Consider the following 26022-nt stretch of genomic DNA (forward strand, 5'->3'; position numbering starts at 1 on the left):
AAATACGGATCTATTCCGATCCGGCGATGAAAGCGCGGCTCAAAGAAGATTTTTTCGCAGCTGTTCCAGAAACCCCTGCAGAAAATCCAGCCGTGGTTCATCCTCGTTTTCCAGAATACCGGCGATCAGCTGCTCGTACCGCCGATGCTGCTCTTCATGATTCCCGCACGCGGTAAGGCCCTTCTCCGTCAGGGAGAGCAGCACGCAGCGGCAGCACTCCGGGTCCTGCCGTTTCCGGATAAACCCCTTGGCTTCCAGCCGCGCCAGCGTTTGAGAAACCGCCCCGCGCGTCAGGCTCAGCGACCGCGCGATTTCCGCCGGGTGAAAGTCGGGGTGGTCTTTGAGAAACGCGAGCAGGTGGATTTCCGAATGGTATAGCAGGGTATCCGTGCCGAACCGGCGCGACTGCGCGTCCCGCTCGTTAAACTCCGTCATCAGGTTCAAAAGCTGTTTTGCGATTGTCTCGCGTTCCGTCTTCATAGCATAATTGTATAGTATCTATACAATTCTGTCAACAATATTTTTTTGTAATTTTGCGTTTCTTTTCATATTAATTTCTAAGAAGAATGACCGATCTTAGAATTAGAAGATAAAGATAGAGGGCGTTGCCATTGCAGAATATTCTTTGGCGAATACTTGAAAATTCTGCGAAACAGGAAAGGATGCTAAAAGTATGAAGAGACTTTGGGGCATAGCGGCTTTTATTTGTCCTCCTGATAAAAATATCGCTGAAGCAAATCAAAGGATATCTACAAAATTAAAATTCTCTCCTGCCAGAAGCTAAAGTGGAATGGAGCTGTTGCAAAACAGCCTCACCGTAAAAGAATGCACAAAAAATGCGCTTTGACGGGGTTTCTAAAGCCGTTTCAAGACGCATTTTTTTGCTTTCAGGGCTGTCTGTTTGTACAGTTTGCTATCGCAAATTCATTTTGCAACAGCCCCATTCCTGATTTATAAATGGATGATAAGAAAGGTGAAAAAACGACAAGTATACGCTCGGCATTTCAGGGGCCGGGGTGCTTTCGGCAAAAACAGCGTACGGTGGGAAAACGCACCGGCGCTGTTGTTTTCTTTTCGGCTTTCCTATGATATAATACGATACAGATTCGTATCAGAAGGCAGAGCGGCCCCGGGTTCGGGAAAAAGATACGACAGAAAAGTCAGGAACGGTGATTGGATTGGCAATTCCACGCGACAGAATTCGAAATTTCTGCATTATCGCTCATATCGACCACGGCAAAAGCACCCTGGCCGACCGCATCCTCGAGCAGACACAATCCGTGGCGCTGCGCGAGATGGAGGACCAGATTCTTGACGATATGGATCTGGAACGCGAGCGCGGCATTACGATTAAGGCTCACGCCGTCACGCTTGTTTACAACGCGGAGGATGGGCAGGACTATGTTTTTAACCTGATCGACACGCCCGGCCACGTCGATTTCAACTATGAGGTTTCCCGTTCGCTTGCCGCGTGCGAGGGGGCCGTGCTGGTCGTCGACGCTTCGCAGGGCATCGAGGCGCAGACGCTGGCGAACACCTACCTTGCGGTGGACGCGGGGCTGGAAATCATCCCGGTTATCAACAAGATCGACCTGCCCTCCGCGCGACCGGAAGAAGTCCGGAAAGAAATTGAGGACGTGATCGGCATTCCCGCCGATGAAGCGCCGTGCATCTCCGCGAAGATGGGCACGAATATTCAGGCGGTCATGGAACAGATCGTCAAAAACGTGCCGCCGCCCGGCGGCGACGAGAACGCCCCGCTGCGCGCGCTGATCTTCGATTCCTACTACGACCCGTACAAGGGCGTGGTTGTGCATGTGCGGATCAAGGACGGGCAGGTGAAACCGGGCGACGTGATCCGGATGATGTCGGTCGGCAGCGAATTCACCGTTGTGGACTGCGGCTATATGCGCGCCACAAAATTCGAATCGAGCGACTGCCTGAAAGCCGGGGAGGTCGGGGTCATTTCCGCTTCGATTAAAGCGGTGCGCGAAGCGCGCGTCGGCGACACCGTCACGCTGGCCGACCGGCCCGCAAAGGAACCGCTGCCCGGTTATCATCCGGTGCAGCCGATGGTGTTCTGCGGCGTGTACCCCGCCGACGGCGCGAAGTATCCGGATCTACGCGACGCGCTGGAAAAGCTGCGGCTGAACGACGCGGCGCTCTCGTTTGAGCCGGAAACCTCCGCCGCGCTGGGCTTTGGGTTCCGCTGCGGATTTCTGGGCCTTTTGCATATGGAAATCATTCAGGAGCGGCTCGAGCGCGAGTATGATCTGGATTTGATCACCACCGCGCCGAGCGTCGTTTACCATATTGTGAAAACCGGAGGCGAAATGATCTCGATCGACAATCCGACCAATTATCCGGACCCCGCGCTGATTGCGGAAGCGCAGGAGCCGATTACCAACGCGCATATCTACACGCCGAAGGAATACGTCGGGAATATCATGGATTTGTGCCAGGAGCGCCGCGGCGTCTTCATCGACATGAAGTATGTGGACGCGGACCGCGTGGATATCCACTACGAGCTGCCGCTCAACGAGATCATCTACGACTTTTTCGACGCGCTGAAGAGCCGCACCCGCGGGTACGCGTCGTTCGATTACGAGGTAAAGGGATATCGGAAGAGCAGGTTGGTCAAGCTGGACATCATGCTCAACGGCGAAACCGTCGACGCGCTTTCGTTTATTATTCACGAGGACAAGGCGTACACCCGCGCGCGCAAAATGGCGGAAAAGCTCAAGGACAAAATCCCGCGCCAAATGTTCGAGGTGCCGATCCAGGCGTGCATCGGCGGCAGGATCATCGCGCGCGAAACGGTCAAGGCGCTGCGCAAGGACGTTCTGGCCAAGTGCTACGGCGGCGACATCTCGCGGAAGAAGAAACTTCTGGAAAAACAGAAGGAAGGCAAAAAGCGCATGCGTCAGCTCGGCACGGTCGAGGTGCCGCAGGAAGCGTTTATGAGCGTCCTCAAGCTGGACGAATAGGCAGCGTGCCGCCGCATCTGCGCCCCGCCGTATAGCGCGGAGCTAACCGTGAGCAGAGTTTGGCGGGAGTGTTTAGAGAATCTCCCGCGGCGTGCCGCGCCTGTGCACCAGCTGCCCGTTTCCTGAGAAAGGGTAAACATGCAAAAACCGATCGGATTATACGTTCACGTCCCGTTCTGCGACGGGAAATGCCCTTACTGCGATTTTTATTCGATCCGGGGAACCGGAGTACGAATGGATGAATATACAGATTGTATCATTGATAATATAAAATACGAATCGGAGCGAACTGGCCGAACAGCGGACACGCTGTATTTCGGCGGCGGAACGCCGAGCCTGCTCGGCGCGAAGCGGATCATCCGGATCGTGGAAGCCGCGCGTGCAGGGTTTGGGCTGGAGCGCGCGGAAATCACCGTGGAAGCGAATCCGGGAGAAGAGCTCTCCGGCTTTTTCAGGGAAATCCGCGCGGCGGGCGTGAACCGCCTGTCGCTGGGGCTCCAGTCGGCGGATGACGGGGAGCTTCGGCTGTTGGGGCGTCGGCACACGGCGGAGCAGGCAGCCCGCTGTGCTGCGGATGCGCGGGAAGCCGGATTAGAGAACATCTCGCTTGACCTGATGCTCGCGGTACAGGGGCAGACGGAAGAAAGCCTGCGCCGGTCGGTGGAGTTCTGCGCCCGCGCGGGGGCGCGGCACGTTTCGGCGTATCTATTGAAAATCGAGCCGGGAACGGCTTACTATAAAGACAAAGAAAATTTGAAGCTTCCGGATGAAGATGCGACAGCCGAGCTCTATCTTTCAGCGTGTGAAATATTGGAACAAAGCGGATACCATCAATATGAAATTTCAAATTTTGCGAAGAACGGAATGAAAAGCCGCCATAATCTGAAATACTGGCACTGCGAGGAATATCTGGGATTCGGCCCCGCCGCGCATTCGTTTCTGGACGGAAAAAGGTTCTCGGTTCCGAGGAGCATCGGCGCGTTTCTGCGGGGCGAACCGGCGGAGCCGCAGGGGGACGGCGGCGAGTTTGAGGAATTCGCCATGCTGGCCCTGCGCCTGACGGAGGGCCTGACCGACGAGCGGTGCATGGAGCGCTTCGGATTTTCGGTTCCGCACCGGATGAAGGACGCCGCCCGGCGATTTCAGCCCGGAGGACTGACCGTTTGCGGCGAGAGCGGATTTCATTTTACGCCGAGGGGGTTTCTGCTTTCCAATCCGCTGACGGTGGAAATTTTATCTGTTTAAACGAGAGCAGGCCGTCCGGGAATCATTCCCGGACGGCCTGCTCTCGGCTGGCCCATCTCTGTAACGGCTGGGCTGTCTTTGGTCGGTCTGGCTGCTACTTCTTTTCACGCTTGCTTTGCACTCAAACCCATTTGGAAAGAGAATGGGCGCCGTCGACGCTTGGCGGAGCCTTCGACCGTCAAACGGTCGTAAGGCATCCCCCCGGCACGTGCGGGCACAAAAAAGCGCCGGCCCGGAATGTTCCATTCCATACACCGGCGCGCGTGAAAAGCAGGAACCTTTCCCCCGCTCCCCTGTACAAGAAGAGACGGAAGGAGTATAATATTTCCAGCAATGCGCGGGTTTCCGCTGTGTATGGAGGGGTGTTCTCCGTATGCAGGGGGCGGGGTGTTGGCGCGCCCTGTCCCTGCTTTGCACTTTTTATTGTGCCTACTCTTACAGTATAAGCCGGTTGCTTTCAAAATTCAACCATTTTTTACAGGCTGAACCTTTTTGAGCGGGTCGATGGCGACGCCCGCGCGGGAAGAAAAGCGGAATTTATTTTTTAAAAAGAACAAATTTTTTAAATGGAAAAAGAATATTGCAGGGAAGCGAACGCAAACTGATTAATGCCGCGCACGCCCGGAAAACGGCCTGATTTCATAATTAGTTTACAATTAACATATTGACAACGGGGTAAACTAATGGTACTCTATTACATAGAGTTAGCACTCTGACACACCGAGTGCTAAACGCCTTGAGAAACGGGGGGAAAGGGATGGAACTGACACAGAGACAGCAGAAAATACTGGCGGCTGTGATTGAACTGTATATCGCGACCGGCGAACCCGTCGGTTCCAAATCGCTGTGCGAAACCCTTGACTTCAACGTTTCTTCCGCGACGGTTCGCAATGAGATGAGCAATTTAAGCGAAATGGGGCTTCTGGAACAGCCCCATACCTCCGCGGGACGCATTCCGACCGAAAAGGGCTACCGGGTGTATATCGACCGGCTGATGAAGCGGCCCGGAATCACGGGCGACGAAAAGAGATATATCGACAGCCTGATTCTGCCGAGCGCCTACGACCCGGAAAAGCTGCTGGACGGCGTCGCGAAAATCCTCGCGTCCATGACGAAATTCGCGGCGGTTTCCACAACGCCGAGCGGCGAATCCGCCGTCATCCGCGCGGTGCAGCTGGTGCAGACCAGCCGCCGCACGGCGATGGTGATCCTGATGACCTCCGCCGGGACGATGAAAAGCCGCGTGTTCCACTGCGACTTCGACATCACGCCGGAAATTCTGCGGGTCTTCTTCCGCATGCTGAACGAAAAGCTGATCGGCGTTCCGGTTTCCAGCGTGACGCCGGCATATATCCAGTCGCTGGCGGCTTCCATGGGCGACATGGCGATGATGATCAGCTCCGCTTTAATGGCGGTCGCGGACGCGGCGCAGGAATCCATGCAGTCGGAGGTTTGCCTGAACGGCGAAATCAATCTGCTGTTTTACCCGGAATTCGGCCAGGAGGAAATTCGGCGCATTATGGACTTCCTGTCCCGCCCGGCGGACCTGTGCCGGCTTCTTTCAAAGCAGAAGGACGACGTGAGGGTCATCATCGGGCAGGAGAGCCGCCGCCCGGAGCTGAGCGACTCGAGCGTGATCGTCTCCCGCTACAATGTGGGCGGCAGGGACGCGGGCGCCATTGCCATTATCGGGCCGATGCGGATGAATTACGGCAGAATTATCTCAAGTGTTGAATACCTTTCCGGTTCGGTCGGCAGGATGCTGACGGAACTGATGGATTTGGAATAAAGAAAGGGGCGCCAGTTTTGGAGAAAAAAGAAAGTCAGCGGCAGACAGCCGAAGCCGAGGAGAAGGATCCAAAGACCGCCGGGGAACCGTCCCCGCAGACACAGGAGCAGGGCGGCCAGGCCGAGAAAATCGAAAGTGAAACGCCGAAGCCCGGCGAGGAGCTGCAAAAAAAGCTGGAGGAAACAAGCCGGGAGCTGGAAAAGCAGAAGGATCTTCTGTTGAGAACCGCGGCGGAATACGATAATTTCCGCAAGCGCACGGCGCGGGAAAAGGCCTCCCTTTACAGCGAGGCCACGGCGGCGGCCGTACTGGAAATTCTGACGGTGGCTGACAGCCTGGAACGCGCGCTGGAGCAGCCCGACTGCACCGCGGAAGACATGCGCAAGGGCGTCGAGCTGGTGCAGAGGCAGATGAAGTCGGCTCTTGAAAAACTCGGCGTGGAAGAAATGGGAGCGCAGGGCGATCCTTTCGACCCGGAGCTGCACAACGCGATTTCCCATGTGGAAGACGGGGAAAGCGGAGACAATACCGTAGTCAAGGTGTTCCAAAAGGGGTATAAGATTGGCGACCGGGTGATCCGGCATGCGATGGTGCAGGTAGCCAACTAACCTTTTTCTTCATATAGAGTATAAATTAAAATTGATCAAACGTATTGGAGGTAAATCAATATGTCAAAAACCATAGGCATTGACCTTGGCACCACCAATTCCTGCGTCGCGGTGATCGAAGGCGGCAAACCCGTAGTAATCCCGAACGCGGAGGGCGAACGAACAACTCCGTCCGTGGTTGCGTTTAAAAAGACGGGCGAGCGCATTGTGGGCCAGCTGGCGAAGCGCCAGGCCATCACCAACCCGGACCGTACCATCAGCTCGATTAAAAGGGAAATGGGCAGCGATTATAAAGTTAAGATAGATGACAAGAACTACACCCCGCAGGAGATTTCGGCCATGATTCTGCAAAAGCTGAAGGGGGACGCGGAAGCGTACCTCGGCGAGGCGGTTCATTCGGCGGTTATCACCGTTCCGGCCTATTTCACCGACGCCCAGCGCCAGGCGACCAAGGACGCCGGCAAAATCGCGGGGCTCGACGTCAAGCGCATCATCAACGAGCCGACGGCGGCGGCGCTGTCCTATGGCATCGACAAGGATAAGGAACAGAAAATCATGGTTTATGACCTCGGCGGCGGCACATTCGACGTTTCCATCATCGAAATGGGCGACGGCGTGCAGGAGGTCCTCGCCACGGCGGGCAACAACCGCCTGGGCGGCGACGACTTCGACAAGCGCGTCATGGACTGGATGGTTTCCGAATTCACAAAGGAGACGGGAATCGATCTTTCCGGCGACAAGGCAACCATGCAGCGCCTCAAGGACGCGGCGGAAAAGGCGAAGATCGAGCTTTCCGGCGTGACCTCCACCAATATCAACCTGCCGTTCATCACGGCGGACGCGAACGGCCCGAAGCACCTCGACATGACCCTGACCCGCGCGAAATACGACGAGCTGACCGCCGACCTGGTGGAAAAGACCGTCGGCCCGGTGAAACAGGCTCTGTCCGACGCGTCCCTTTCATGGAACGAGATTTCAAAGGTTCTGCTGGTCGGCGGTTCCACCCGCATGCTCTCCGTACAGGATAAGGTCAAACAGCTCTCCGGAAAGGATCCGTTCAAGGGTATCAACCCGGATGAATGCGTCGCGATCGGCGCTTCGCTGCAGGCCGGAGTTCTGGGCGGCGAGGTCGAAGGTCTTCTGCTGCTCGACGTCACCCCGCTTTCGCTCGGCGTTGAAACCATGGGCGGCGTGATGACGAAAATCATCGAGCGCAACACCACCATTCCGACCAAAAAGAGCCAGATCTTCTCCACGGCGGCGGACGGTCAGACCCAGGTGGAAGTCAACGTGCTGCAGGGCGAGCGCGAATTTGCCCGCGACAACAAGCAGCTCGGCCTGTTCCGTCTGGACGGCATCGCGCCGGCTCCGCGCGGAATTCCCCAGATCGAGGTTACGTTCGACATCGACGCCAACGGCATCGTGAACGTTTCCGCAAAGGATATGGGAACCGGGAAAGAACAGAAGATCACAATTACCTCCAGCTCCAACATGAGCAAGGACGATATCGACAAGGCAGTGAAGGACGCTGAAAAATTCGAAGCGGAGGATAAAAAGCGCCGCGAGGAAATCGACCGGAAGAACGAGGCCGAAAACCTTTGCTATTCCGTTGAAAAGCTGATTAAGGACGGCGGAGACAAGATCCCGCAGTCCGATCAAGACGATCTGAACGCAAAAGTGGCGGCGCTGCGCAGCGAAATTTCCGCGAACAACGCCGACGGCATCAAAGAAAAGAGCGAAGAGCTGCAAAAGGCCATGTACGCGGCAAGCGAGAAGCTTTACAAGAACGCCGCGCCCCAGCAGAGTGCCGGCGGCCCGGTCCCGCCCACGCAGGACGGCGGCGCCGCGCCGCAGGGCGGAGACGGCGGCAATGTTTACAACGCGGAATACAGGGATGTCGATGACAAGGATCAGAAATAATTTCAAATCCGACCGCAGGCCGCCGCAAGAAAGAGAAAACCGGCGGCGCGCGGCGTTGACATAAACTGCGGGTCAGGGCAGCCCTATTCGGCTGCCCTCAACGCGTATTCTCGGGAGTGATTCAGTTTGGCTGAAAAAAGGGATTATTATGAGGTGATGGGCGTCCCCAAAAACGCCACGGATGCCGAAATCAAACAGGCGTACCGCAAACTCGCGAAAAAGTACCACCCGGACCTGAACCCCGGCGACAAGGAAGCCGAGGCAAAGTTCAAGGAGGTCAACGAGGCTTACGAGGTGCTGTCCGACAAGGATAAAAAGGCCCGCTACGACCAGTTCGGCCAGGCGGGGGTGGACCCCAGCTTCGGCGGCGGGGCGGCGGGCGGCAGCCCGTTCACCGGCGGAATCAATATAGACGATATTTTCAACAGCGTGTTCGACGGCTTTGATTTCGGCGGTTTCGGGTTCGGCGGCGGGCGCAGGGCCAACCCGAATACTCCGCGCCGCGGCGGCGACAGCGAAGCCACGGTGAGCATCGGCTTTGAAGAGGCCGCGAAAGGCTGCAAAAAAACCGTCAATTATCAGAAAGTGGACGCCTGCCCGGACTGTCACGGAACAGGTGCTAAAAACGGCACCGAACCGAAGACCTGCCCGCAGTGCGGCGGCAGCGGCCAGGTGCGCGTCAGCCAGCGCACGCCGTTCGGCGTGGTGCAGACGGCGCGCACCTGCGACCGCTGCGGCGGGACCGGCAAGGTAATCGACGACCCTTGCCGCACCTGCAATGGCTCCGGCCGCGTGAAGCGGGAAAAAACGATTGAAATCAGCATCCCGGCGGGCATCGACAACGAGCAGGTCCTCAATGTGGGCGGCCGAGGCAACGCGGGGGTCAACGGCGGGCCGAGCGGGGACCTGCACGTTTATGTCAGCGTGCGGCCCCACCCGATCTTTGAACGCCGCGGAAACGACGTCTGGTGTGAAATGCCGATCACCTTTCCGCAGGCTGCTCTGGGCGCGGAGGTCGTTGTGCCGACGATCGACGGAAAAGTCGAATATCAGGTTCATGCCGGAACCCAGCCGGGAGACGTGTTTAAGCTGAAGGGGAAGGGAATCCCCAAGCTGGGCGGGCGCGGGCGCGGCGACCAGTATGTGCGCATGACGATCGAGGTGCCGAAGAACCTGTCGCAGAGACAGAAGGATCTTCTGACGGAGTTCGATTCCGGAGCGGATGACAAAAATTACCAAAAGCGCAAAACTTTCTTTGATAAAATCAAAGATATGTTTGGCGAGTAGCAGACTGAACCTGCATTTTTTCAGAAAGCAGAGAGCCCTGTTTACGGGGGCTCTCTTTTTGTTTGCCGCAGGTATTGTTGACGGGATCGGAAAACTGCACTATAATAAATAATACAATTAATACGGACAGGGCAGGACTCCTTGAATAGAAGCGACGTGAAACAGAACGCCGATAGAATTGCAAAACTTCGTGCGTATAGAAAAGGGGACAACTTTCGTGAAATTTCCGCTGTTCCGCGAGGAGGATTAACATCGTGAAAACCTATCAATATGGCGATGCAAACGACAGCTACGGGTATGACGACGAATATGAATATGAATTCGATAACGGGTATGACGAGAAACCCCGCAGAAAAAGAAGGCGGAGGAAAAGGCGTCATCCGCTGCGGTGGCTGATTCTGATTGTGCTTGCGGCGGTGTGCGTCTGGAAGCTCCCCTTTTTCAAACAGGGGATTCGGAGCCTGACGGCTCCGGCGTCCGGAATCTACGAACAGCACGGCGACAGCGCGACCGCCGATGACGGGCTGAAAAGCGGTACGGTGTCCGCCGACACGGCGGAAGCTTTGGAGGCTATGGCAGAAGCGGACCCGAAGGCGCTGCCCATTGTGCAAAACCCGGGACAGTACCCGCAGCGCCTGCTGGAATCCCTGGGGAGAAATTCCGAATTGCTGGATTTTACGCTGGATTACCCGAAAAAGAAGGGAACCTATTCTAAGAACATCGATCTTTCAAAGCAATCTGAAAAGGGACAAGTCCCTCTGTTCATCCAGTGGGATGAACAATGGGGGTATGCGCCTTACGGCGACGGAATCATCGCGCTGGACGGCTGCGGCCCGACCTGCCTTTCCATGGTTGCCGTCAACCTGACGGGCGACACGTCGAAAAATCCGAAAGCAGTCGCCGATTACAGCGCGAAAAACGGTTATCTGGACCGGAAAAGCAACAGCACGCTCTGGACTCTGATGTCGGACGGGGCGGAAAATCTGGGGCTGAGCTCCCGGGAAATTCCGCTGAGCGAAAGCAGGATCACGGAAGAACTGTCGCAGGGAAGGCCGATTATCTGCTGCATGGGACCGGGGGATTTCACCACGCAGGGGCATTTCATTGTGCTTTGCGGGGTTCAAAGCGGAAAATTTACCGTACACGACCCGAACAGCAGGAAGCGGAGCGAAGAAACCTGGAGTTATGACACGCTGAAACCTCAGATTCGCAATTTGTGGGCGTTTTCGGCTCCGCGCTGATTTTTCGCGAACGGTGCCGATCAAAACAGAATTATTTCACGCCGGAAGAGAGCTGCATCCGTCTTCCGGCCTTTTTCATTTGAAGCTTTGCATTCCGGCTTTCCCGTGCTAAAATAAGGAAAAAGGGATGGAAAGCGGATGAAAACCATGAAAATCATCATTACCGCCGGCGGGATATCCGAGAAAATCGACGGGGTCCGTAAAATCACAAATTCGGGCACCGGCAGACTCGGCAGCCTGACGGCGGAAGAACTGGTCCGCCGGGGCGGGGACCGCATTGAAAAAATCTATTATGTCTGCGCGCCGGGCTCCGCCGTTCCGAGGGCCGATGCGGAAGTGATCCCCGTGCAGGGCGCGGAGGAGGCGAATACCGTTTTGGAAAGGCTGCTGACGCGGGAAAACATCGGCGCCGTCATCCATTCCATGGCGGTCAGCGACTACGCGGTCGACCGCGTGACGACGGCGGAAAATTTGGCAGGGTTTCTCGCGGACAGGCTGTCTTCCGCTGACCGGCAGGAATTCCGGAGCACGCGGGCGCTGGCTGAATTTCTGCTCGAATGCATCAATCGGAACGACCGGCTGCTGGACCGGAGCCGGAAGGTAAGCTCCGAGCTGGATCATATGCTGCTGATGATGAGGCGGACGCCAAAGCTGATCGGGCTGGTCAAGACCCTGCGTCCTTCAGCCGTTCTGGTCGGATTCAAGCTGCTGAAGGGCGTCGACCGACAGACGCTGCTCAACGCCGGACATGAGGTAATGAAAAAGAATTCCTGCGATCTGGTGCTCGCCAACGACCAGACCGAAATCAGCGGCGACCGGCACGTGGGATATCTGCTCTCCCCGGACGGAAGCTTTGAGCGCTATGAAACGAAAGCGGAGATTTCGGCGGGCATCGCGGGCAGGGTGCTGAGCTTGTTGGAGAAGAGGGAAAGACAGTGAAAAACATTCTTTTGGGCGTGACGGGAAGCATCGCCGCGTATAAGGGGGCCGATCTCGCGAGTATCCTGACCGCGCAGGGATACCGGGTCGACGTGATTATGACAAAGGGTGCGTCGGCGTTCATTACGCCGCTGACGCTTCAGGCCCTTTCGAAAAACAGGGTTTACACGGATGTGTTTCAGGAAGAGGACCCAAGTGAGATCAAGCATATTTCGCTTGCGAAAAAAGCCGACCTGCTGCTTGTGGCGCCGGCTTCCGCGGACGTGATCGGGAAAATGGCAAACGGGCTCGCGGACGACATGCTGACCGCCGCGGTGCTGGCGGTCCGGGGAATTCCGCGCTGCGTTGCGCCCGCAATGAACACCAGGATGTACGAAAACCCGATTGTTCAGGAAAACCTTGAAAAGCTTCGCCGGCACGGCTTTGAAATCATCCCGCCGAAAGAAGCCGTTCTCGCGTGCGGCGAGGTCGGCAGGGGGGCTTTGGCCGACGTCGGCACGATCGTGAAGAAAGTGAAGGAATTCCTTCGGGAGGATGGGGGGATTTCATGAAACAGGCGGAGTTCTGCGAAATCGAAGGAATGAAAGTCGGGCACGCGCAGGATTTTAAGGCCGCGACGGGGTGTACGGTGGTGCTCTGCGAGGAAGGGGCCGTCGCCGGGGTCGACGTGCGCGGCGGGTCCCCCGGAACAAGGGAAACGGACGCGCTGAATCCGGTGAACCTGAGGGCCGCGATTCACGCCGTTCTGCTTGCGGGCGGCAGCGCGTTCGGGCTGGACGCGGCCGCCGGCGTGATGCAATATCTGGAGGAACGCGGGGTCGGCCGGGATGTGAAGGTTGCGAAAATCCCCATCGTCTGCGGCGCGATTCTTTTTGATTTAAAATGCGGGGATTCCGGGGTAAGGCCGGACAAAAAAATGGGATACGAGGCTTGCCGAAACGCTTCCGCGGGGCCGGTTCCCGTCGGCAGCGTCGGCGCCGGCACGGGGGCGACGATCGGGAAGGTCCGGGGCCCCGGCCACGCGATGAAGGGGGGAATCGGCTCGTTCTGCCTTCAGGCGGGGGACCTGAAGGTCGGCGCCGTCATGGCGGTAAACTGCGTGGGCGACATTTTCGACGAGCGGGAGAACGGACTCATAGCGGGCGTACTGAACGACGACCGGACGGTCGGAGACAGCGAAGCGCTGATGCTCGAAAATTATCGGGACGACACCGACATTTTCAGCGGAAACACCGTGATCGGCGTCGTTGCCACCAACGCGGACTTCACGAAAGCCCAGGCAAACAAGCTTGCGTCCGTTTCACAGAACGGGATTGCCCGAACCGTCCGGCCCGCGCACACGACTTTCGACGGAGACACAATCTTCACGATGGCGACCGGCCGGGTAAAGGCCGACCCCAACGCGGCCGGCATTTTGGCGGTCCGCGCGGTTGAAAACGCCATCCTGCGCGCGGTAAAAAGCGCGGAATCGCTGGGCGGCTATCCCGCGTACCGCGATTTGATCAAGTGACCGGAGGTTCGGGCAGGGAATCGGCGATAAAATGCTGAAAATGAGGGGGCATTCATTTGCAAAACGCGGAGAAACTGCGGCGGCTTCGAATTCCGGCTATGCTGCTGGCAGCATTAGCCGTGGGGGCGGCTCTCGGAATTTGTTTCGAGCAGAATGTCGGCGTGAGCCTTTCCGACCGGCTGGCGCGCCGCATCGGGACGGCGAACGCGCAGGTCGTTTCGTGCGCGCGGTCGGGTTCTGCGATGACGCTCACGCTGGACCTCGGCAACGCTCCGCAGGAACAGGAATCCGCTTCGGCGGCTTCCTTTCCTGCGTTCCAGCAGGGAATGGATTTGGCGAACTACCGCACGGTCATCGGGGCCGTTCAGGAAGAACTGACTTCCAATCCGCTGGAACGCGGCGTTGAACGCGTGACCGTCGTCTGCCGATACCAGGGGAAAACGGCGGTGACTCTAACGGGAGACCGCGCGCCAAAGAATGTCGGCGCAAGAGACGGGTCCGGAAAAACAGTTTCACCGGCGCCGTTTTCGAGCTTTGAAGCGTGTTACGCGGACGGGTCCACGGCGGGCATTTCCTTAATGGAGAGCGATTCCTCTGCGTCCGCGCCGTAAAATGGGCCGCGGGCTACCGGGGAATTATTTTCGCCCGGTTCATAAAATCACACGTCCTTAAAGAGATTCTTGGGGGTGTTGCAAAACGAAAATTTTGCAGCACCCCCCCTTTTTTATTTTCTTTCACAGGCAAAAAGCCGGAGCTGCCAATACCTTTTCGTATGGTTGCTCCGACTCTTTTTCGGGCCGCTTGCAACGGCCCCTTTTTATTTTTCAATGGTATACGACATTCCGGCGCCAAACTGGTCGGACGGGTGTCGAACAAATCCCTGCTTTTCGTAGAAAGGTTCCCGGCCGACCGCGGCCATCAGGTTGACGCGAACCATTTCACCGTCTTCCAGCATGGCGCGCACCTGCGCCAGAATCATCGAAACCATCGTCTTGCCGACACCGCCGCCCTGATACGCCGGGTCGACCATCACGTCCGCGATGTAAAATACGGTGCCGCCGTCGCTGACCAGCCGCGCGGAGGCGACCGCTCTGCCGTCCGCTTCGGCCGAAACCAGATAGTCGGAGTGCTCAACCGCGGCGCGGGCCTGCCGCTCCGAGACGGATTTCCACCCCACGGCCTTGCGAAGGCGGAGATAATCCGCGACGGAAAGGGAATACTGATATCGAAAGTTCATTGTGGTTCCTCCAAGTATGATTTTCCCCATTGTAGCACGATTGGGGAAAAGATGGGAAGACCATTTAACCTGTTCTTAACATAAAAATAACACGATAATAAAATTAGCCTAACTTTCCCTTAACGCGAAGCCTTTAAGATGGAAAGCAGAACAGAGAGAAAAGAAAAAATGATAAGGAGATCGTATATGAAAAAGTACCTGTCGATTCTGATGGTTGCAGCTATGCTGATCGGAACAACCGCCTGCTCCTCCGGCACCAACGCGTCCTCCCAGACTCCGTCTTCCCAGGCGGGATCCTCCGAAGCGGCCTCTTCCGCAGCGTCATCCTCCGAAGCGGGCGTTACCGGCAGCTGCACAATTTCCGGTTCCTCGGCGCTGTATCCGCTGGTAAAGAACGCGCTTGACGCGTTTAAACAGACAAATCCGGACGCTTCCGTAACGCTCAATGCCGGCGGTTCCGGAACAGGCCTGAAACAGTCCGCGGACGGCACGGTGGATATCGGGATGTCCGATGTGTTCGCGGATGAAAAGCTGACGGAAGATCAGGCGAAAACACTGGTCGATCACAAGGTTTGCGTCATTACCATGGCGCCGATCGTCAACGCTGACGTTGCCGAAAAGGTCACAAGCCTGACGACTCAGCAGTTAATCGATATTTTTACCGCAAAGACGAAAAACTGGAAAGAAGTCGGCGGACCGGACGAACCCATTACTCTGGTAACACGCCCCTCCACCTCCGGAACACGCTCCCTGTTTAAGAGCTATGCGCTCAACGGCGCGGAGGAAGCCTCGAACAAATCACTGGAAACGGACGATTCCGGCACCCTGCTTCAGACGGTATCCCAGCATAAGGGAGCAATCGGCTATGTCGCTCTTTCCTACCTGATTCAGCCGAACGAAAACATCAAAACAATGGCGATTGACGGCGTGGAACCCACACTGGAGAACACCTATGCCGGCAAATACAAGGTCTGGGGTTACGAGCACATGTACACAAAGGGCGATGCGGCGGGCGTCGCAAAGGCGCTGATTGACTACATGCAGTCCGACGAATACGGCAAGATCATGGAAGGCCTCGGCTACAATGTCGCCTCCAAGATGACGGTTGAAAGACAGGATCCGGGCCCGAAAAAATAAGATACGGAAAATTTTCACGATAGAACCGACATAACGGCTGGACCGGCGGGCGAAACCCGTCCGGTCTTTTGCCGGTTTCAAGAAGGAAGGAGAAAGAATATGGCAAAAAAAGAAACCGTGTGGAGGGGCTTGATTGCGGCCTGCGGTTTGTTCCTGATTCTGCTGACCGTTTCCATCGGAGTCTTCCTGTGCTACAAAGGACTCGGAACCTTTACCCTTTACAAGCATTCGGTATGGGAGTTTTTGTTTTCCAGCAACTGGAACCCCGCGGATGACTTTCAGGGAGGGGGACAGGTCGGGGCGGCCATCTTTATCGTCGGCTCCGTCAGCATCTGCCTGCTCGCGCTGCTGATCGCGACGCCGTTCAGCCTCGCCGCCGCGATTTTCATGGCGGTCATTTCCCCGCGCGTCAGCAATCGGCTGCTCCAGCCCGCGGTTGAGATTTTTGTCGGGATTCCGTCCGTCGTGTACGGCTGGGTCGGACTGACGGTTCTGGTTCCGCTGATTCAGAAGATCTTCAACCTGCAGTACGGGTATTCCGTGCTGGCCGGCGGAATCGTGCTGGCGGTCATGATTTTTCCGACCATTACGAGCGTGTCCGCCGATTCCATCCGGAATATTCCGCTGCAGTACCAGGAGGCGGCCTACGGCCTTGGCTCCACCCGCTGGCAGGTGATCCGCCGCGTGCTGGTCCCGGCGGCCCGGCCGGGGATTCTGACCGGCGTGATTCTGGGCCTTGCCCGGGCGTTTGGGGAAGCGCTCGCGGTAGCCATGGTAATCGGCAAAATGAAGGCGTTTCCCACCGGCATTCTGTCGCCCACCAACAACCTGACGGCGGCCATCGCGTCCGACATGGGAGGCGCGGCGGACGGCGGCGAGTATAACATCGCTTTGTGGACCATGGCGCTTCTGCTGCTGGTCATTTCCTTTGCCTTTATACTGATTGTCCGGAAAATATCCTCCAAGGGGGTACGCGAAAGATGAACCAGAGGCACCGCAACGCAATTCTGACGGACCGGGTAATGACGGTCGTCCTGTACGGGGTGGCGGGCTTTTTTCTGCTGCTGCTCGCGGCTTTTACCGTTTATATCCTGGGCAAGGGCGTCATGGAGTTCGACGGTTCGCTGCTTGCCTTTAACGCGGAGGGAATCGGGAACCAATTTTTCAACACCGTATATCTGGTCTTTCTCGCCCTGCTGATCAGCGTGCCGATCGGCGTCGCCGCGGGGATCTATATGGCGGAATACGCCAAAAACGGCAGGCTGACCGGTTTTATCCGCACCTGTATTGAAACCCTGTCCTCACTGCCGTCCATTGTGGTAGGCTTGTTCGGTTACCTTGTTTTCGTCGTGATGGTTCACGGCAAATGGAGCCTGATGGCGGGCGCGCTCTCGGTCTCGATTCTGAGCCTTCCGCTGATTACCACAACGACGGAGGACGCGCTGCGCGCGATTCCGAAGAGCTGGAAGGAAGGCAGCTTCGGTCTGGGCGCGACGCACCGCCAGACGATTCTGCGCGTGATGCTGCCCGGCTGCGTGCCGCGCATCATCACCGGCGTAATTCTCGCGGCGGGGCGCGGATTCGGCGAGGCCGCCGCGCTGCTGTACACGGCCGGCATGAGTACGGATATCAACTGGTCCCGCTGGTGGAAGCTTTCTTCGCCCGTCTGCCCGTTTAACCCGTTTCGCCCGGGCGAGACGCTGGCGCTGCAAATCTGGGCGTCCCGTACGGAAGCGGTTGCCCCGAACGCGGCTCAGGTGGCGGACATGTCCGCGGCGGTGCTGATCATCATGGTGTTCGTTTTCAGCATCGGGGCGCGCGCGATCGGCAACCGCCTGGACCGCAAAATGACCGGCGGAAAAGACTGAGTTCAAGGCTGAGCTTCGTTCAGACGTACCATATGGATATGATCCTCCCGGACGCCGTTGATTTTCAGGTAGCGCCTGGCAACTCCTTCTTCCCGGTAGCCCGCCTTTTCCAGAACACGCAGCGAGGCTTTGTTGCGCGGCATCACATTTGCTTCGATCCGGTGCAGACCCAGTTCGCGGAACGCGTAGCCGGTCACGGCTTCAACCGCTTCCGTCATATAGCCGCGGCACTGGTTCTTTTCGTCCAGCCGGTAGCCGAGAAAGCACGACTGAAAACAGCCCCGAACAATACCGTTCAGCGCGGCGCTGCCGAGCACGGTCTCCGGCTGTTCGCGGGCAAACATGTTGTTTTTCTTCCCGGAGCCGGCGGGGTCTTTTGCGCCGTATTTTGAAAATAAAACGCTGTGAAAAAGGCGGACAGGCAGACGACGGCAGCGAGAACCGCGAAAACTGCGGAAAGAAAGCCGAGCTTTTGCCGGGCGGTGCAGCCGCGCCATCCCGTACGCAAAGAATCAAATATTCTTGTGTCCTCCTTATTTCTCAATTCTCAATTCATGATAGCATCCGCTTTTTAAAATGTCAAATCATAGAAAAAACAGCCGTCCGGAAAAACCGGACAACTGTTTATCAGGTGCGTTTATTTTTCCAGGCTTTCCCCCAGTGCGTGAAACCCCAGCACCGTAAGGACCATCATCAGGCCGGCGGAAAGCGTTTCCCACGGTGCATGGAACAGATAGGTCTGCCCCTCGAACAGCATGCGGCCCCAGCTGGGGGTCGGCGGCTGAATGCCCAAACCGAGGTAGCTCATGCCGGATTCCGCCAGAATCGCGTTGGAAAGGCCGACGACCACCGCCGGGATCAGCGTCGGAAGCAGGTTCGGCAGAAGGTGCCGGAACATGATCCGCGCGGTCGACGCGCCGGAAACATATGCCGCCTGAATGTAATCCAGATTTTTCAGCCGCATCGCGCCGCTGCGGGTCAGCCGGATAAAGCTGGGCAGGAACGCGATCGCCAGCGCGGGGATGATGGCGAATTTGCCGCCGCTGAATACGGTGACGGCCACCAGCGCCGTCAGTACGGCGGGAAAGGACGAGAGCGCGTCCGTCAGCCGCAGAATGATCTCATCCGCGATTCCGCCCGCAAAGCCGGAAAGCAGGCCGAGAACAACGCCGAAAAAGCAGCTGAGCGCCACCGTGACGGAGGCGACGAACAGGGAATACCGCGCGCCCGTCACGGCGCGGGAAAAATTGTCCCGGCCGAAATTGTCGGTCCCGAACCAGTGGTGGAGGGACGGCGGCAGAAAGCGCTGCGCCGCGTCGATGGCATAGGGATCGCAGGGCGTGTAAAAAAGGCTGATCAGGGCCGCGGAGCAGACAAGGAAGATCAGCACGGCCCCGACGCGGAGTGAAAACCGGCGATCGTTGTTCATGGCTTCACCCGGATGCGCGGGTCGGCGGCCTGCAGCAGAAGATCCGCCGCGAAATTCGCGAGGACGACCAGAAACGCAAGGTAGACGACGAGAGATTCCAGAAGCGGAAAATCGCGTGAAAGAATGGAGGAAATCAGCAGCCGCCCGACTCCCGGAATGCCGAAAACCTGCTCGATCAGGATGCTGCCGGAAAAGATTTCGGCGACCATCATTCCGGAAAGGGTCAGAAACGGGATCAGCGCGTTTTTCAGCATATGCCGGTACAGGACGATATGTTTGGAAAGGCCCTTGCTCACCGCCGTGCGGACATAGTCGGCGCCGGATTCCTCCACAAGCGCGGAACGCAGGAATTTCGATGCGACCGCGATGTTCGGCAGCGCGACGGCAAGCGCCGGGAAGATCATGTAACGGAGAAAGCCAGCGGGGCTTTCCCGCCAGCCGACGTAGCCTCCGGGCGAAAAGAAGTGCAGAACCAGGCCGAAAATCCAGATAAACAGGATCCCGAGAAAAAATCCCGGCATGGAGATGTTCAGCATGGTGACGGAATCCAGCAGCCGCCCGACCGGCGAGCCGCGCTTCTGCGCGGAAAAGACGCCGACGGGTACGGAGACCGTGAAAATCAGCAGAAGAGCCATCAGGGCAAGCGCCGCCGTAACCGGAAGCCGGCTGCCAATCAGCTCCGAAACCGGGCGGGAATACTGAAGCGAAGTGCCCATGTTGCCGTGAAGCAGGCCCAAAAGCCACCCGGCGTAGCGCTCCGGCATGCTTTTGTCAAGCCCCAGCTTTTGGTGCAGCTCGGCAAGCGCCTCGGGCGTTGCCTGCGTGCCCAGAATCAGCTGCGCCGGGTCGCCCGGGATCAGGTTGAAAGCCGCGAAAGCCATCACGGAGACCAGCAGCAGAGTCAAAAGCAGCGACAGCAGTTTTTTCAGGTAAAACTTCATAACCGTACCTGTCTTCCTGTGAAAAACATTGGAATCGTTTTACGCGTTTGTCCCGGGACGCATTCAGACGGACCCGCGGCGGACGCGCACGCAGGGCGGGGCCTGCTATTTGGCGCGATAGATGGTGGAAGCGTCGAAGACGTACAGCGGATAGGGCGTAAAACCGGAGAACTCGTCGCGGAGCACGTTCAGGTTGGCGATATCCTGAATATAGACGCTCGCGGCGTCTTTGGAGAGAATCTCCTGCGCCTGTTTGTAAAGCTCCACACGCTTGTCCTCATCCGGCTCGTTTTCCGCCTGCTTGTAGACGGAATCGAATTCCGGGCTCTTATAGTTCACAAAATTGTTCGATGCGTCCGACAGATAGCGGCCGAGGTAACTGCGGGGCGAAAGAGTGGTGCCGTCGACCGAAATGACGGTCGCTTCGTAATTGCGCTGAGTATAAACCCCGCTGAGCCATGTGGCAAAATCCACCTGCTTGATGGTTGCCGTGACGCCCGCCTTTTTCAGCTCGCTGACCATCACCTGTGCGGTGTCGACATGGACGGTGTAGTTCGACGGAACCGTGATGGCCATGGAGAAGCCGTTCGGGTATCCGGCTTCGGAAAGAAGCTGTTTTGCCTTCTGCGTGTTCTGGTCGTAGGCGTGGGTCAGGCTGTCGTCAAAATACTTTTTCAGGCCGGGAATGACCGGAGTCCCCGCGCGGACCGCCTTGCCGAAATTGACCGTGCTGATGATTTCGTCGGGATTGAGGGCGCAGCTGACCGCCCGGCGGACTTTCACGTCGTCGAAGGGCTTCCGGCTGTTGTTGAGCCCGAGCATTTGGACCGAGTTGGAGTTTGCCTGAATCAGCTGGAACCCGCTGCCGATCTGCGAGGCGACGTTGTTCGCGATGCTGGCGCCGTCCACGCTGCCGCCCTGAAGATCCATTAAGAGGGCGTTGGAGTCGCTTTCCAGCTTGAACGTGACCTTGTCGAGCTTCGGCAGGTCTTTCTGCCAGTAATCCGGGTTCTTTTTCAGAACCAGCGACTGCTGGGGGGAGTAGGATTCGAATTCAAACGGGCCCGTGCCGATGGGGTGCGTGTCCTGCTCCGTGTAGCCTTTCGGGACAATCGCGCTCGTAAGGTAGGGCAGAAACTCATAGTCCGCCTGTTTCAGATGCACGACGACGGTCGAGGCGTCCTTGATTTCCACCGATTTCATTTTGGCGAGGTCCGCGACCAGCACTTTGCCGCCGGAAAGGCCCGCGGCGGTGTCGAGCGAATATTTTACGTCGTCCGCGGTCACGGGGTTCCCGTTTTGGAACTGAATCCCCTTGCGGATGTGAAACGTGTAGCTGGTCGCGTCCTTGGACATTTCGTAGCTTTGGGCGACGGCGGGAATCAAATTGCCGTCTTTATCCGGCTTGACCAGACCCTCGAAAATATTGAACAGAATGCTGCGGGTATCCGCAGTAGCGGCAAGGAACGGGTCCAGGTGGTCGGGCTGGGTCTGCATGCCGAATACAAATTCTCCGCCGGAGGCCTGCGAGGACTGCGCCGAAGAAGAGGTCGGCGCGGCGGAAGAGGAGGACGAGGAAGCCTCGCCGCCCGGGCCGCAGGCCGCAAGCGGCAGCAGAACGGCCGCCGCGAGCACGGCGGATGCAATCTTCCGGATGAAATTCTTTTTCATATCTGTCTCCTTATAGAACGGAATTGGCCGTATTCAAATCTTGTACGAAAAACGGCGGAACATTCCTCCGCTTTGAAATTTGCGCGGACTTGCTTTTTCGTTCCGCAGTCTGCGGATTCCAAAACGCCGGACCCGGAACAGCCCCCGCCGCATAAAAAAAACCACACCCCGGGTGGCATATGCCCCGGCGAACACGGCGAAATCCGCTCGAAGCAACGCAAAAACCCGGACTGCGGTCATATTATGGCAAACTAAAAAAAGGATAGTAATCCTGAGGAGGGTCCCGGTGCCGTAACCATATCCGGAAGATCCCGCGGGACGGAGGAGCGCCATTTTGCACGCAATCCTGTTGCGTACCCTTTTTCTCCTTCTTCGATGCACCGCCGGATGGTTCCGTCATTTTGATACTATGATAAACGCCGGTTAAAACTTTGTCAATAAAAATCGGTCATTTTCTAAGAAAAATTAACGCAAAGAGCGGCTCTTTTCACTGCGCGGAATGAAACCGTTGCCCGAAAAGCGGACTGGGTGTATAATAAACCCAAACTGATTTTAATGGAGGCTTTTCGCTTTGAGCGAGCTATATTTCGACAATTCCTCCACGACCCGCGTGTGCCGCGAGGCCGCAGAAAAGGTCATGGAGACCATGACGGAAAACTACGGCAACCCGTCTTCCCTGCATTCGCTCGGCTTTCGGGCGGAGCGTGCGATGGACGAGGCGCGCGCTGCGGTGGCCGCGCGGCTCGGCGCGGAAAAAGAGGAAATCTATTTTACCTCCGGCGGGACGGAGAGCAACAACATCGCGCTGTTCGGCGCGGCGCATGCCCTTAAAAAACGCGGGAACCATATTGTAACGACGCAAATCGAACACCCCTCTGTTTTAAACGTGATGAAACGGCTGGAGCAGGAGGGCTTCCGGGTTACCTATTTAAAGCCCGATTCGTTCGGGCATATCACCGCCGAACAGATTACCGGCGCGGTGAACGGTGAGACGATTCTGGTCAGCCTGATGTGCGTGAACAACGAGGTGGGCAGCATCCTGCCCGTGGAGGCGGCCGCTCAGGCGGTGCGCGCGGCGGGGAGCCCCGCGCTTGTCCATGTGGACGCGGTGCAGGCGTTCGGCAAGCTGCCGCTTCGCCCCCGCCAGGCGGGAATTGACCTGATGAGCGTGAGCGCCCACAAGATCCACGGGCCGAAAGGGGTCGGCGCTTTGTATGTGCGCCGGGGCGTCCACTTGGAGCCGCATGTTTTCGGCGGGGGTCAGGAAAAGAACCTCCGCCCCGGAACCGAGGGGATGCCGCTCATCGCCGGATTCGGCGCGGCGGTCGGCGCTTTGCCGGAGGCCCGCGCGGAGCTTCGCACGATGGAAGAGCTGAACGCGTACTGCCGGGGAAAGCTTGAAACGATTCCGGAAGTCACATTCAATTCCGCGCCGGACGCGCTGCCCTATATTTTGAATTTCTCCGCCGTGGGCGTGCGGGCGGAGACCATGCTCCATTTTCTTTCCGACCGGGGAATTTACCTTTCGTCGGGTTCCGCCTGTTCCCGCGGAAGGGAAAGCCATGTGCTTTCCGCCATGGGTCTTGCGAGGGAACGCATCGCTTCCGCTCTTCGGCTGAGCTTTTCGCGCTATAACACAAAGGAGGAAATCGACGTTTTTGCCGGCGCGCTCCGGGAGGGCCTTTCCGGCCTGACCCGCCGCCCGCTCTGACGCGAATCAACGTATGAAAGAAATTATTCTGCTCAAGCTCGGCGAGGTCGTGCTCAAGGGGCTGAACCGCCGCAGCTTTGAGGAAACGCTGCTGAAAAATATCCGGCGCAGGCTCGACGGACTCGGTTCCTTCGAGGTTCACGAGCGCCAGTCCACCATCTATGTGACGCCGAGGGACGAGGACGCGGACCTTTTCACCGCGCAGGAGCGGCTTTCCAAAGTGTTTGGAATCGCCTCGCTGACCCGCGCGTGCGAAGTCGGGAAAAAGATGGAAACGATTCTGGACGCCGCCGCGGAGTATCTGCGCGGGCCGCTTTCCGCGGTAAAAACCTTTAAGGTGGAAAGCAAACGCTCCGACAAGCAATTTCCGCTGAATTCGCCGCAGATCTGCAAGGAAGCCGGCGGATACCTTCTGTCGAAGTTCCCGAATCTGAGGGTGGACGTCAATCATCCGGACTACACCGTCCGGATTGAAGTGAGGGACGCCGCCGCGTATGTTCACGGCAACGCGGAGCGCGGAGCGGGGGGCATCCCGGTCGGCACGGGCGGAAAGGCCGCGATCCTGATCAGCGGAGGAATCGACAGCCCGGTCGCCGCGTGGATGATGGCGCGGCGCGGCGTCGAGCTGACCGCCGTCCACTTTGCCAGCCCGCCCTACACCAGCGAGCGCGCGGAGCAGAAGGTCCGCGATCTGCTCACGAAAGTCGGGGCCTACGCGGGCCGCATGACGATGTTTACCGTGCCGTTCGCGAAGGTGCAGGAGCAGATCATGGCGAACTGCCCGGAGGAGCTTTTCACTGTTATCATGCGCCGCCTGATGATGCGCTGCGCTGAGAAAATCGCCCGGAACGAGGGCTGCGGGGCGCTGATTACCGGCGAAAGCCTGGGGCAGGTCGCAAGCCAGACGCTGGAAGCGATCGTCTGCACCGACGCGGCGGCGAACATGCCGGTTTTTCGTCCTTTGATCGGGATGGACAAACGGGAAATCGTTGAAATCTCGTCCCGCATCGACACCTACGAGCTGTCCATTCAGCCTTATGAGGACTGCTGCACGGTGTTCACGCCGAAGCATCCCAGAACCAAGCCGGCGCTCAAATATGTGGAAAAGGCGGAGGAAGCGCTCGACTGCGCCGCGCTGGTTGACGAGTGCGTTGCGAACGTCAAAAAAACGCCGATTACGCCGTTGGGATAAAAGGAGAAGCAAAAAGAATGAACGCTGAAATTATATCCGTCGGGACCGAGCTGCTGCTCGGGCATACCATTAACACGGACACGGCATTTGTTGCGCGGGAACTGTCGTCGGCCGGCGTCGGCCTGCTGTATTCCTGCACGGTCGGCGATAACCCGGAGCGCCTGAAAGCCGCCGTCGAGCTTGCCCTTTCGCGCAGCGACGTCCTCATTACCACGGGAGGGCTCGGGCCGACGGGCGACGACCTGACCAAAGAGACGGTTGCGGCCGCCGCGGGCAAAAAGCTGGTCCTGCACGAAGAAAGCCTTCGCCGGATCGAGGAGTATTTCAAAGGCCGCGTTCTGGGGGAAACGCAGAAAAAGCAGGCGATGCTGCCCGAGGGCTGCACCGTTTTCCGGAACGACTGCGGAACCGCGCCGGGCTGCGGCTTTACGACGGATGCGGGGAAAAGGGTCGTCATGCTGCCCGGCCCGCCGTTCGAATTGATCCCGATGCTGAAAAACTACGCGATCCCCTACCTGACGCAGGCGGAGAATGCCGCGATCGTGTCGCGCATCGTCCGGGTATTCGGGCTGGGCGAGGGGTATGTGGCGGAGTTGATCGACGATCTGTGCGCCTGCCCGAACCCGACGGCGGCCACCTATGCCAAGGAAGGGGAAATGTTCGTGCGCGTGACCGCGCGCGCCGCGGATGAGGCGGCTGCCGAAGCGATGTGCGAACCGGTTGTCAGGGAGCTGCAAAAGCGCCTTGGCGGCTTTGTTTACGGCCTTGACGTCGAAAGCCTGGAGGAGACCGTCGTGAAAGAGCTTGCCGCGCGGGGAAAGACGGTCGCGACGGCAGAATCCTGCACGGGCGGGCTCCTCGCGAAACGGATTACGGATATTCCCGGCGCGTCCGACGTGTTTCACATGGGCTGCGTCACCTATGCGAATGAGATCAAGACCATGCTGCTGGGCGTGCCGGAAGAGACCCTGCGGCAATACGGCGCGGTCAGCCCGCAGACGGCGGAGGCGATGGCGCGCGGGATCAAAGAAAGGTCCGGCGCGGATTACGGAATCGGCATCACCGGCGTGGCCGGACCGGGCGGCGGAACGGAAGAAAAGCCGGTCGGGCTTGTCTATCTTGCCCTGTGTGACGGCGACGGCGTGAAAATCCGCGAGATGCGCCCGGCGGGGCGTTACCGCGGGCGCGGGTACCTGCGCGGTATGGCGGCTTCCAACGCGCTCGACATGATCCGCCGCAGCCTGCAGGGGCTGGGCGGCGTGGAGCAGGCCGCATATAGTCAAATGAAAAAGGGCGGCTGAAGAACAGGC

General features: G+C 58.0%; 23 protein-coding genes. 17 read left to right on the forward strand and 6 right to left on the reverse strand.

Annotated features, from left to right (window positions below; all coding sequences use genetic code 11):
- Positions 1 to 39: 39 nt before the first annotated feature.
- Positions 40 to 480 (reverse strand): MarR family winged helix-turn-helix transcriptional regulator, encoded by a 441-nt coding sequence (locus tag CAFE_RS14620; protein ID WP_066646876.1) that lies wholly within the window; start codon positions 478 to 480, stop codon positions 40 to 42.
- A gap of 698 nt (positions 481 to 1178) precedes the next feature.
- Here CAFE_RS14620 and lepA point away from each other — a divergent pair.
- The 11 genes from lepA (at position 1179) to CAFE_RS14675 (ending at position 14137) form a co-directional block, all read left to right on the forward strand.
- A complete protein-coding gene (gene lepA / locus CAFE_RS14625; protein WP_066646873.1) occupies positions 1179 to 2987 on the forward strand; it encodes a translation elongation factor 4 in 1809 nt (602 codons plus the stop codon).
- Between the two features lie 138 nt (positions 2988 to 3125).
- Positions 3126 to 4232: a radical SAM family heme chaperone HemW gene (gene hemW, locus CAFE_RS14630; protein ID WP_156991030.1), complete on the forward strand. Its 1107-nt coding sequence runs from the start codon at positions 3126 to 3128 to the stop codon at positions 4230 to 4232.
- A gap of 757 nt (positions 4233 to 4989) precedes the next feature.
- Positions 4990 to 6021 (forward strand): heat-inducible transcriptional repressor HrcA, encoded by a 1032-nt coding sequence (gene hrcA, locus CAFE_RS14635; protein ID WP_066646869.1) that lies wholly within the window; start codon positions 4990 to 4992, stop codon positions 6019 to 6021.
- Positions 6022 to 6038: 17 nt separating this feature from the next.
- Positions 6039 to 6629, forward strand: coding sequence for a nucleotide exchange factor GrpE (grpE, locus tag CAFE_RS14640; protein ID WP_156991031.1), 591 nt, complete (start codon positions 6039 to 6041; stop codon positions 6627 to 6629).
- Between the two features lie 60 nt (positions 6630 to 6689).
- Positions 6690 to 8549, forward strand: a complete 1860-nt coding sequence (dnaK, locus tag CAFE_RS14645) for a molecular chaperone DnaK (protein WP_156991032.1) — start codon at positions 6690 to 6692, stop codon at positions 8547 to 8549.
- A gap of 126 nt (positions 8550 to 8675) precedes the next feature.
- Positions 8676 to 9836 carry a molecular chaperone DnaJ gene (dnaJ, locus tag CAFE_RS14650; protein ID WP_066646863.1) on the forward strand — a complete coding sequence of 387 codons (1161 nt, stop codon included), beginning with the start codon at positions 8676 to 8678 and terminating at the stop codon, positions 9834 to 9836.
- A 254-nt stretch (positions 9837 to 10090) separates the two neighbouring features.
- Positions 10091 to 11077, forward strand: coding sequence for a C39 family peptidase (locus CAFE_RS14655; RefSeq protein ID WP_083210147.1), 987 nt, complete (start codon positions 10091 to 10093; stop codon positions 11075 to 11077).
- A 138-nt stretch (positions 11078 to 11215) separates the two neighbouring features.
- On the forward strand, positions 11216 to 12016 hold the full coding sequence (locus tag CAFE_RS14660) for a phosphopantothenoylcysteine decarboxylase domain-containing protein (protein ID WP_156991033.1): 801 nt from the start codon (positions 11216 to 11218) through the stop codon (positions 12014 to 12016).
- Positions 12013 to 12567, forward strand: coding sequence for a phosphopantothenoylcysteine decarboxylase (locus CAFE_RS14665; protein ID WP_330594026.1), 555 nt, complete (start codon positions 12013 to 12015; stop codon positions 12565 to 12567). Before CAFE_RS14660 ends, CAFE_RS14665 begins: the two co-directional genes overlap by 4 nt.
- Positions 12564 to 13526: a P1 family peptidase gene (locus tag CAFE_RS14670; protein ID WP_156991034.1), complete on the forward strand. Its 963-nt coding sequence runs from the start codon at positions 12564 to 12566 to the stop codon at positions 13524 to 13526. Before CAFE_RS14665 ends, CAFE_RS14670 begins: the two co-directional genes overlap by 4 nt.
- Before the next feature lie 56 nt (positions 13527 to 13582).
- The gene (locus CAFE_RS14675; RefSeq protein ID WP_156991035.1) at positions 13583 to 14137 is read left to right on the forward strand and encodes a hypothetical protein; all 555 of its coding nucleotides are present in this window, start codon (positions 13583 to 13585) and stop codon (positions 14135 to 14137) included.
- 206 nt (positions 14138 to 14343) lie between these two features.
- On the opposite strand, the gene CAFE_RS14680 is transcribed toward CAFE_RS14675, so the two are convergent.
- Complete coding sequence (locus CAFE_RS14680; RefSeq protein WP_166525150.1) at positions 14344 to 14763, reverse strand: GNAT family N-acetyltransferase; 420 nt, start codon at positions 14761 to 14763, stop codon at positions 14344 to 14346.
- Between the two features lie 186 nt (positions 14764 to 14949).
- On the opposite strand from CAFE_RS14680, the gene CAFE_RS14685 reads away from it, so the two are divergent.
- From CAFE_RS14685 to pstA, 3 genes are all read left to right on the forward strand, one after another.
- A complete protein-coding gene (locus CAFE_RS14685) occupies positions 14950 to 15900 on the forward strand; it encodes a phosphate ABC transporter substrate-binding protein (protein WP_166525151.1) in 951 nt (316 codons plus the stop codon).
- Positions 15901 to 15999: 99 nt separating this feature from the next.
- Positions 16000 to 16884, forward strand: coding sequence for a phosphate ABC transporter permease subunit PstC (gene pstC, locus CAFE_RS14690; RefSeq protein WP_066646836.1), 885 nt, complete (start codon positions 16000 to 16002; stop codon positions 16882 to 16884).
- Positions 16881 to 17768 carry a phosphate ABC transporter permease PstA gene (gene pstA, locus CAFE_RS14695; protein ID WP_156991038.1) on the forward strand — a complete coding sequence of 296 codons (888 nt, stop codon included), beginning with the start codon at positions 16881 to 16883 and terminating at the stop codon, positions 17766 to 17768. Before pstC ends, pstA begins: the two co-directional genes overlap by 4 nt.
- A gap of 2 nt (positions 17769 to 17770) precedes the next feature.
- Here pstA and CAFE_RS14700 read toward each other — a convergent pair whose 3' ends face one another.
- The 4 genes from CAFE_RS14700 to CAFE_RS14715 all read right to left on the reverse strand — a co-directional run bounded on the left by CAFE_RS14700 (position 17771) and on the right by CAFE_RS14715 (position 21809).
- Entirely contained in the window at positions 17771 to 18112 is a 342-nt protein-coding gene (locus CAFE_RS14700) for a GNAT family N-acetyltransferase (RefSeq protein ID WP_233452829.1), read from the reverse strand.
- Between the two features lie 293 nt (positions 18113 to 18405).
- Positions 18406 to 19197 carry an ABC transporter permease gene (locus CAFE_RS14705; RefSeq protein ID WP_156991040.1) on the reverse strand — a complete coding sequence of 264 codons (792 nt, stop codon included), beginning with the start codon at positions 19195 to 19197 and terminating at the stop codon, positions 18406 to 18408.
- Positions 19194 to 20138, reverse strand: a complete 945-nt coding sequence (locus CAFE_RS14710; protein ID WP_156991041.1) for an ABC transporter permease — start codon at positions 20136 to 20138, stop codon at positions 19194 to 19196. Before CAFE_RS14710 ends, CAFE_RS14705 begins: the two co-directional genes overlap by 4 nt.
- Positions 20139 to 20243: 105 nt before the next feature.
- Positions 20244 to 21809 (reverse strand): ABC transporter substrate-binding protein, encoded by a 1566-nt coding sequence (locus CAFE_RS14715; RefSeq protein WP_066646821.1) that lies wholly within the window; start codon positions 21807 to 21809, stop codon positions 20244 to 20246.
- A gap of 571 nt (positions 21810 to 22380) precedes the next feature.
- Between CAFE_RS14715 and CAFE_RS14720 the strand changes: the two genes are divergently transcribed.
- Genes CAFE_RS14720 through CAFE_RS14730 form a run of 3 tightly spaced genes read left to right on the forward strand, consistent with a single transcriptional unit; the run spans position 22381 to position 26013 of the window.
- On the forward strand, positions 22381 to 23520 hold the full coding sequence (locus tag CAFE_RS14720) for a cysteine desulfurase family protein (protein WP_156991042.1): 1140 nt from the start codon (positions 22381 to 22383) through the stop codon (positions 23518 to 23520).
- 13 nt (positions 23521 to 23533) lie between these two features.
- Positions 23534 to 24712 (forward strand): tRNA uracil 4-sulfurtransferase ThiI, encoded by a 1179-nt coding sequence (gene thiI / locus CAFE_RS14725; RefSeq protein ID WP_066646816.1) that lies wholly within the window; start codon positions 23534 to 23536, stop codon positions 24710 to 24712.
- 17 nt (positions 24713 to 24729) lie between these two features.
- Positions 24730 to 26013: a competence/damage-inducible protein A gene (locus CAFE_RS14730; RefSeq protein WP_156991043.1), complete on the forward strand. Its 1284-nt coding sequence runs from the start codon at positions 24730 to 24732 to the stop codon at positions 26011 to 26013.
- Positions 26014 to 26022: the final 9 nt, after the last annotated feature.

It is taken from the genome of Caproicibacter fermentans (assembly GCF_009746625.1).
GTDB lineage: Bacteria > Bacillota > Clostridia > Oscillospirales > Acutalibacteraceae > Caproicibacter > Caproicibacter fermentans.

Excerpts from the sequence above, each read along its gene's own strand:
- CAFE_RS14620 (WP_066646876.1), bottom strand. The coding sequence starts at position 480 with ATGAAGACGGAACGCGAGACAATCGCAAAACAGCTTTTGAACCTGATG.
- hemW (WP_156991030.1), top strand. The coding sequence starts at position 3,126 with ATGCAAAAACCGATCGGATTATACGTTCACGTCCCGTTCTGCGACGGG.
- hrcA (WP_066646869.1), top strand. The coding sequence starts at position 4,990 with ATGGAACTGACACAGAGACAGCAGAAAATACTGGCGGCTGTGATTGAA.
- dnaK (WP_156991032.1), top strand. The coding sequence starts at position 6,690 with ATGTCAAAAACCATAGGCATTGACCTTGGCACCACCAATTCCTGCGTC.
- CAFE_RS14660 (WP_156991033.1), top strand. The coding sequence starts at position 11,216 with ATGAAAACCATGAAAATCATCATTACCGCCGGCGGGATATCCGAGAAA.
- CAFE_RS14670 (WP_156991034.1), top strand. The coding sequence starts at position 12,564 with ATGAAACAGGCGGAGTTCTGCGAAATCGAAGGAATGAAAGTCGGGCAC.
- CAFE_RS14680 (WP_166525150.1), bottom strand. The coding sequence starts at position 14,763 with ATGAACTTTCGATATCAGTATTCCCTTTCCGTCGCGGATTATCTCCGC.
- CAFE_RS14685 (WP_166525151.1), top strand. The coding sequence starts at position 14,950 with ATGAAAAAGTACCTGTCGATTCTGATGGTTGCAGCTATGCTGATCGGA.
- pstC (WP_066646836.1), top strand. The coding sequence starts at position 16,000 with ATGGCAAAAAAAGAAACCGTGTGGAGGGGCTTGATTGCGGCCTGCGGT.
- pstA (WP_156991038.1), top strand. The coding sequence starts at position 16,881 with ATGAACCAGAGGCACCGCAACGCAATTCTGACGGACCGGGTAATGACG.
- CAFE_RS14700 (WP_233452829.1), bottom strand. The coding sequence starts at position 18,112 with ATGTTTGCCCGCGAACAGCCGGAGACCGTGCTCGGCAGCGCCGCGCTG.
- CAFE_RS14705 (WP_156991040.1), bottom strand. The coding sequence starts at position 19,197 with ATGAACAACGATCGCCGGTTTTCACTCCGCGTCGGGGCCGTGCTGATC.
- CAFE_RS14710 (WP_156991041.1), bottom strand. The coding sequence starts at position 20,138 with ATGAAGTTTTACCTGAAAAAACTGCTGTCGCTGCTTTTGACTCTGCTG.
- CAFE_RS14715 (WP_066646821.1), bottom strand. The coding sequence starts at position 21,809 with ATGAAAAAGAATTTCATCCGGAAGATTGCATCCGCCGTGCTCGCGGCG.
- thiI (WP_066646816.1), top strand. The coding sequence starts at position 23,534 with ATGAAAGAAATTATTCTGCTCAAGCTCGGCGAGGTCGTGCTCAAGGGG.
- CAFE_RS14730 (WP_156991043.1), top strand. The coding sequence starts at position 24,730 with ATGAACGCTGAAATTATATCCGTCGGGACCGAGCTGCTGCTCGGGCAT.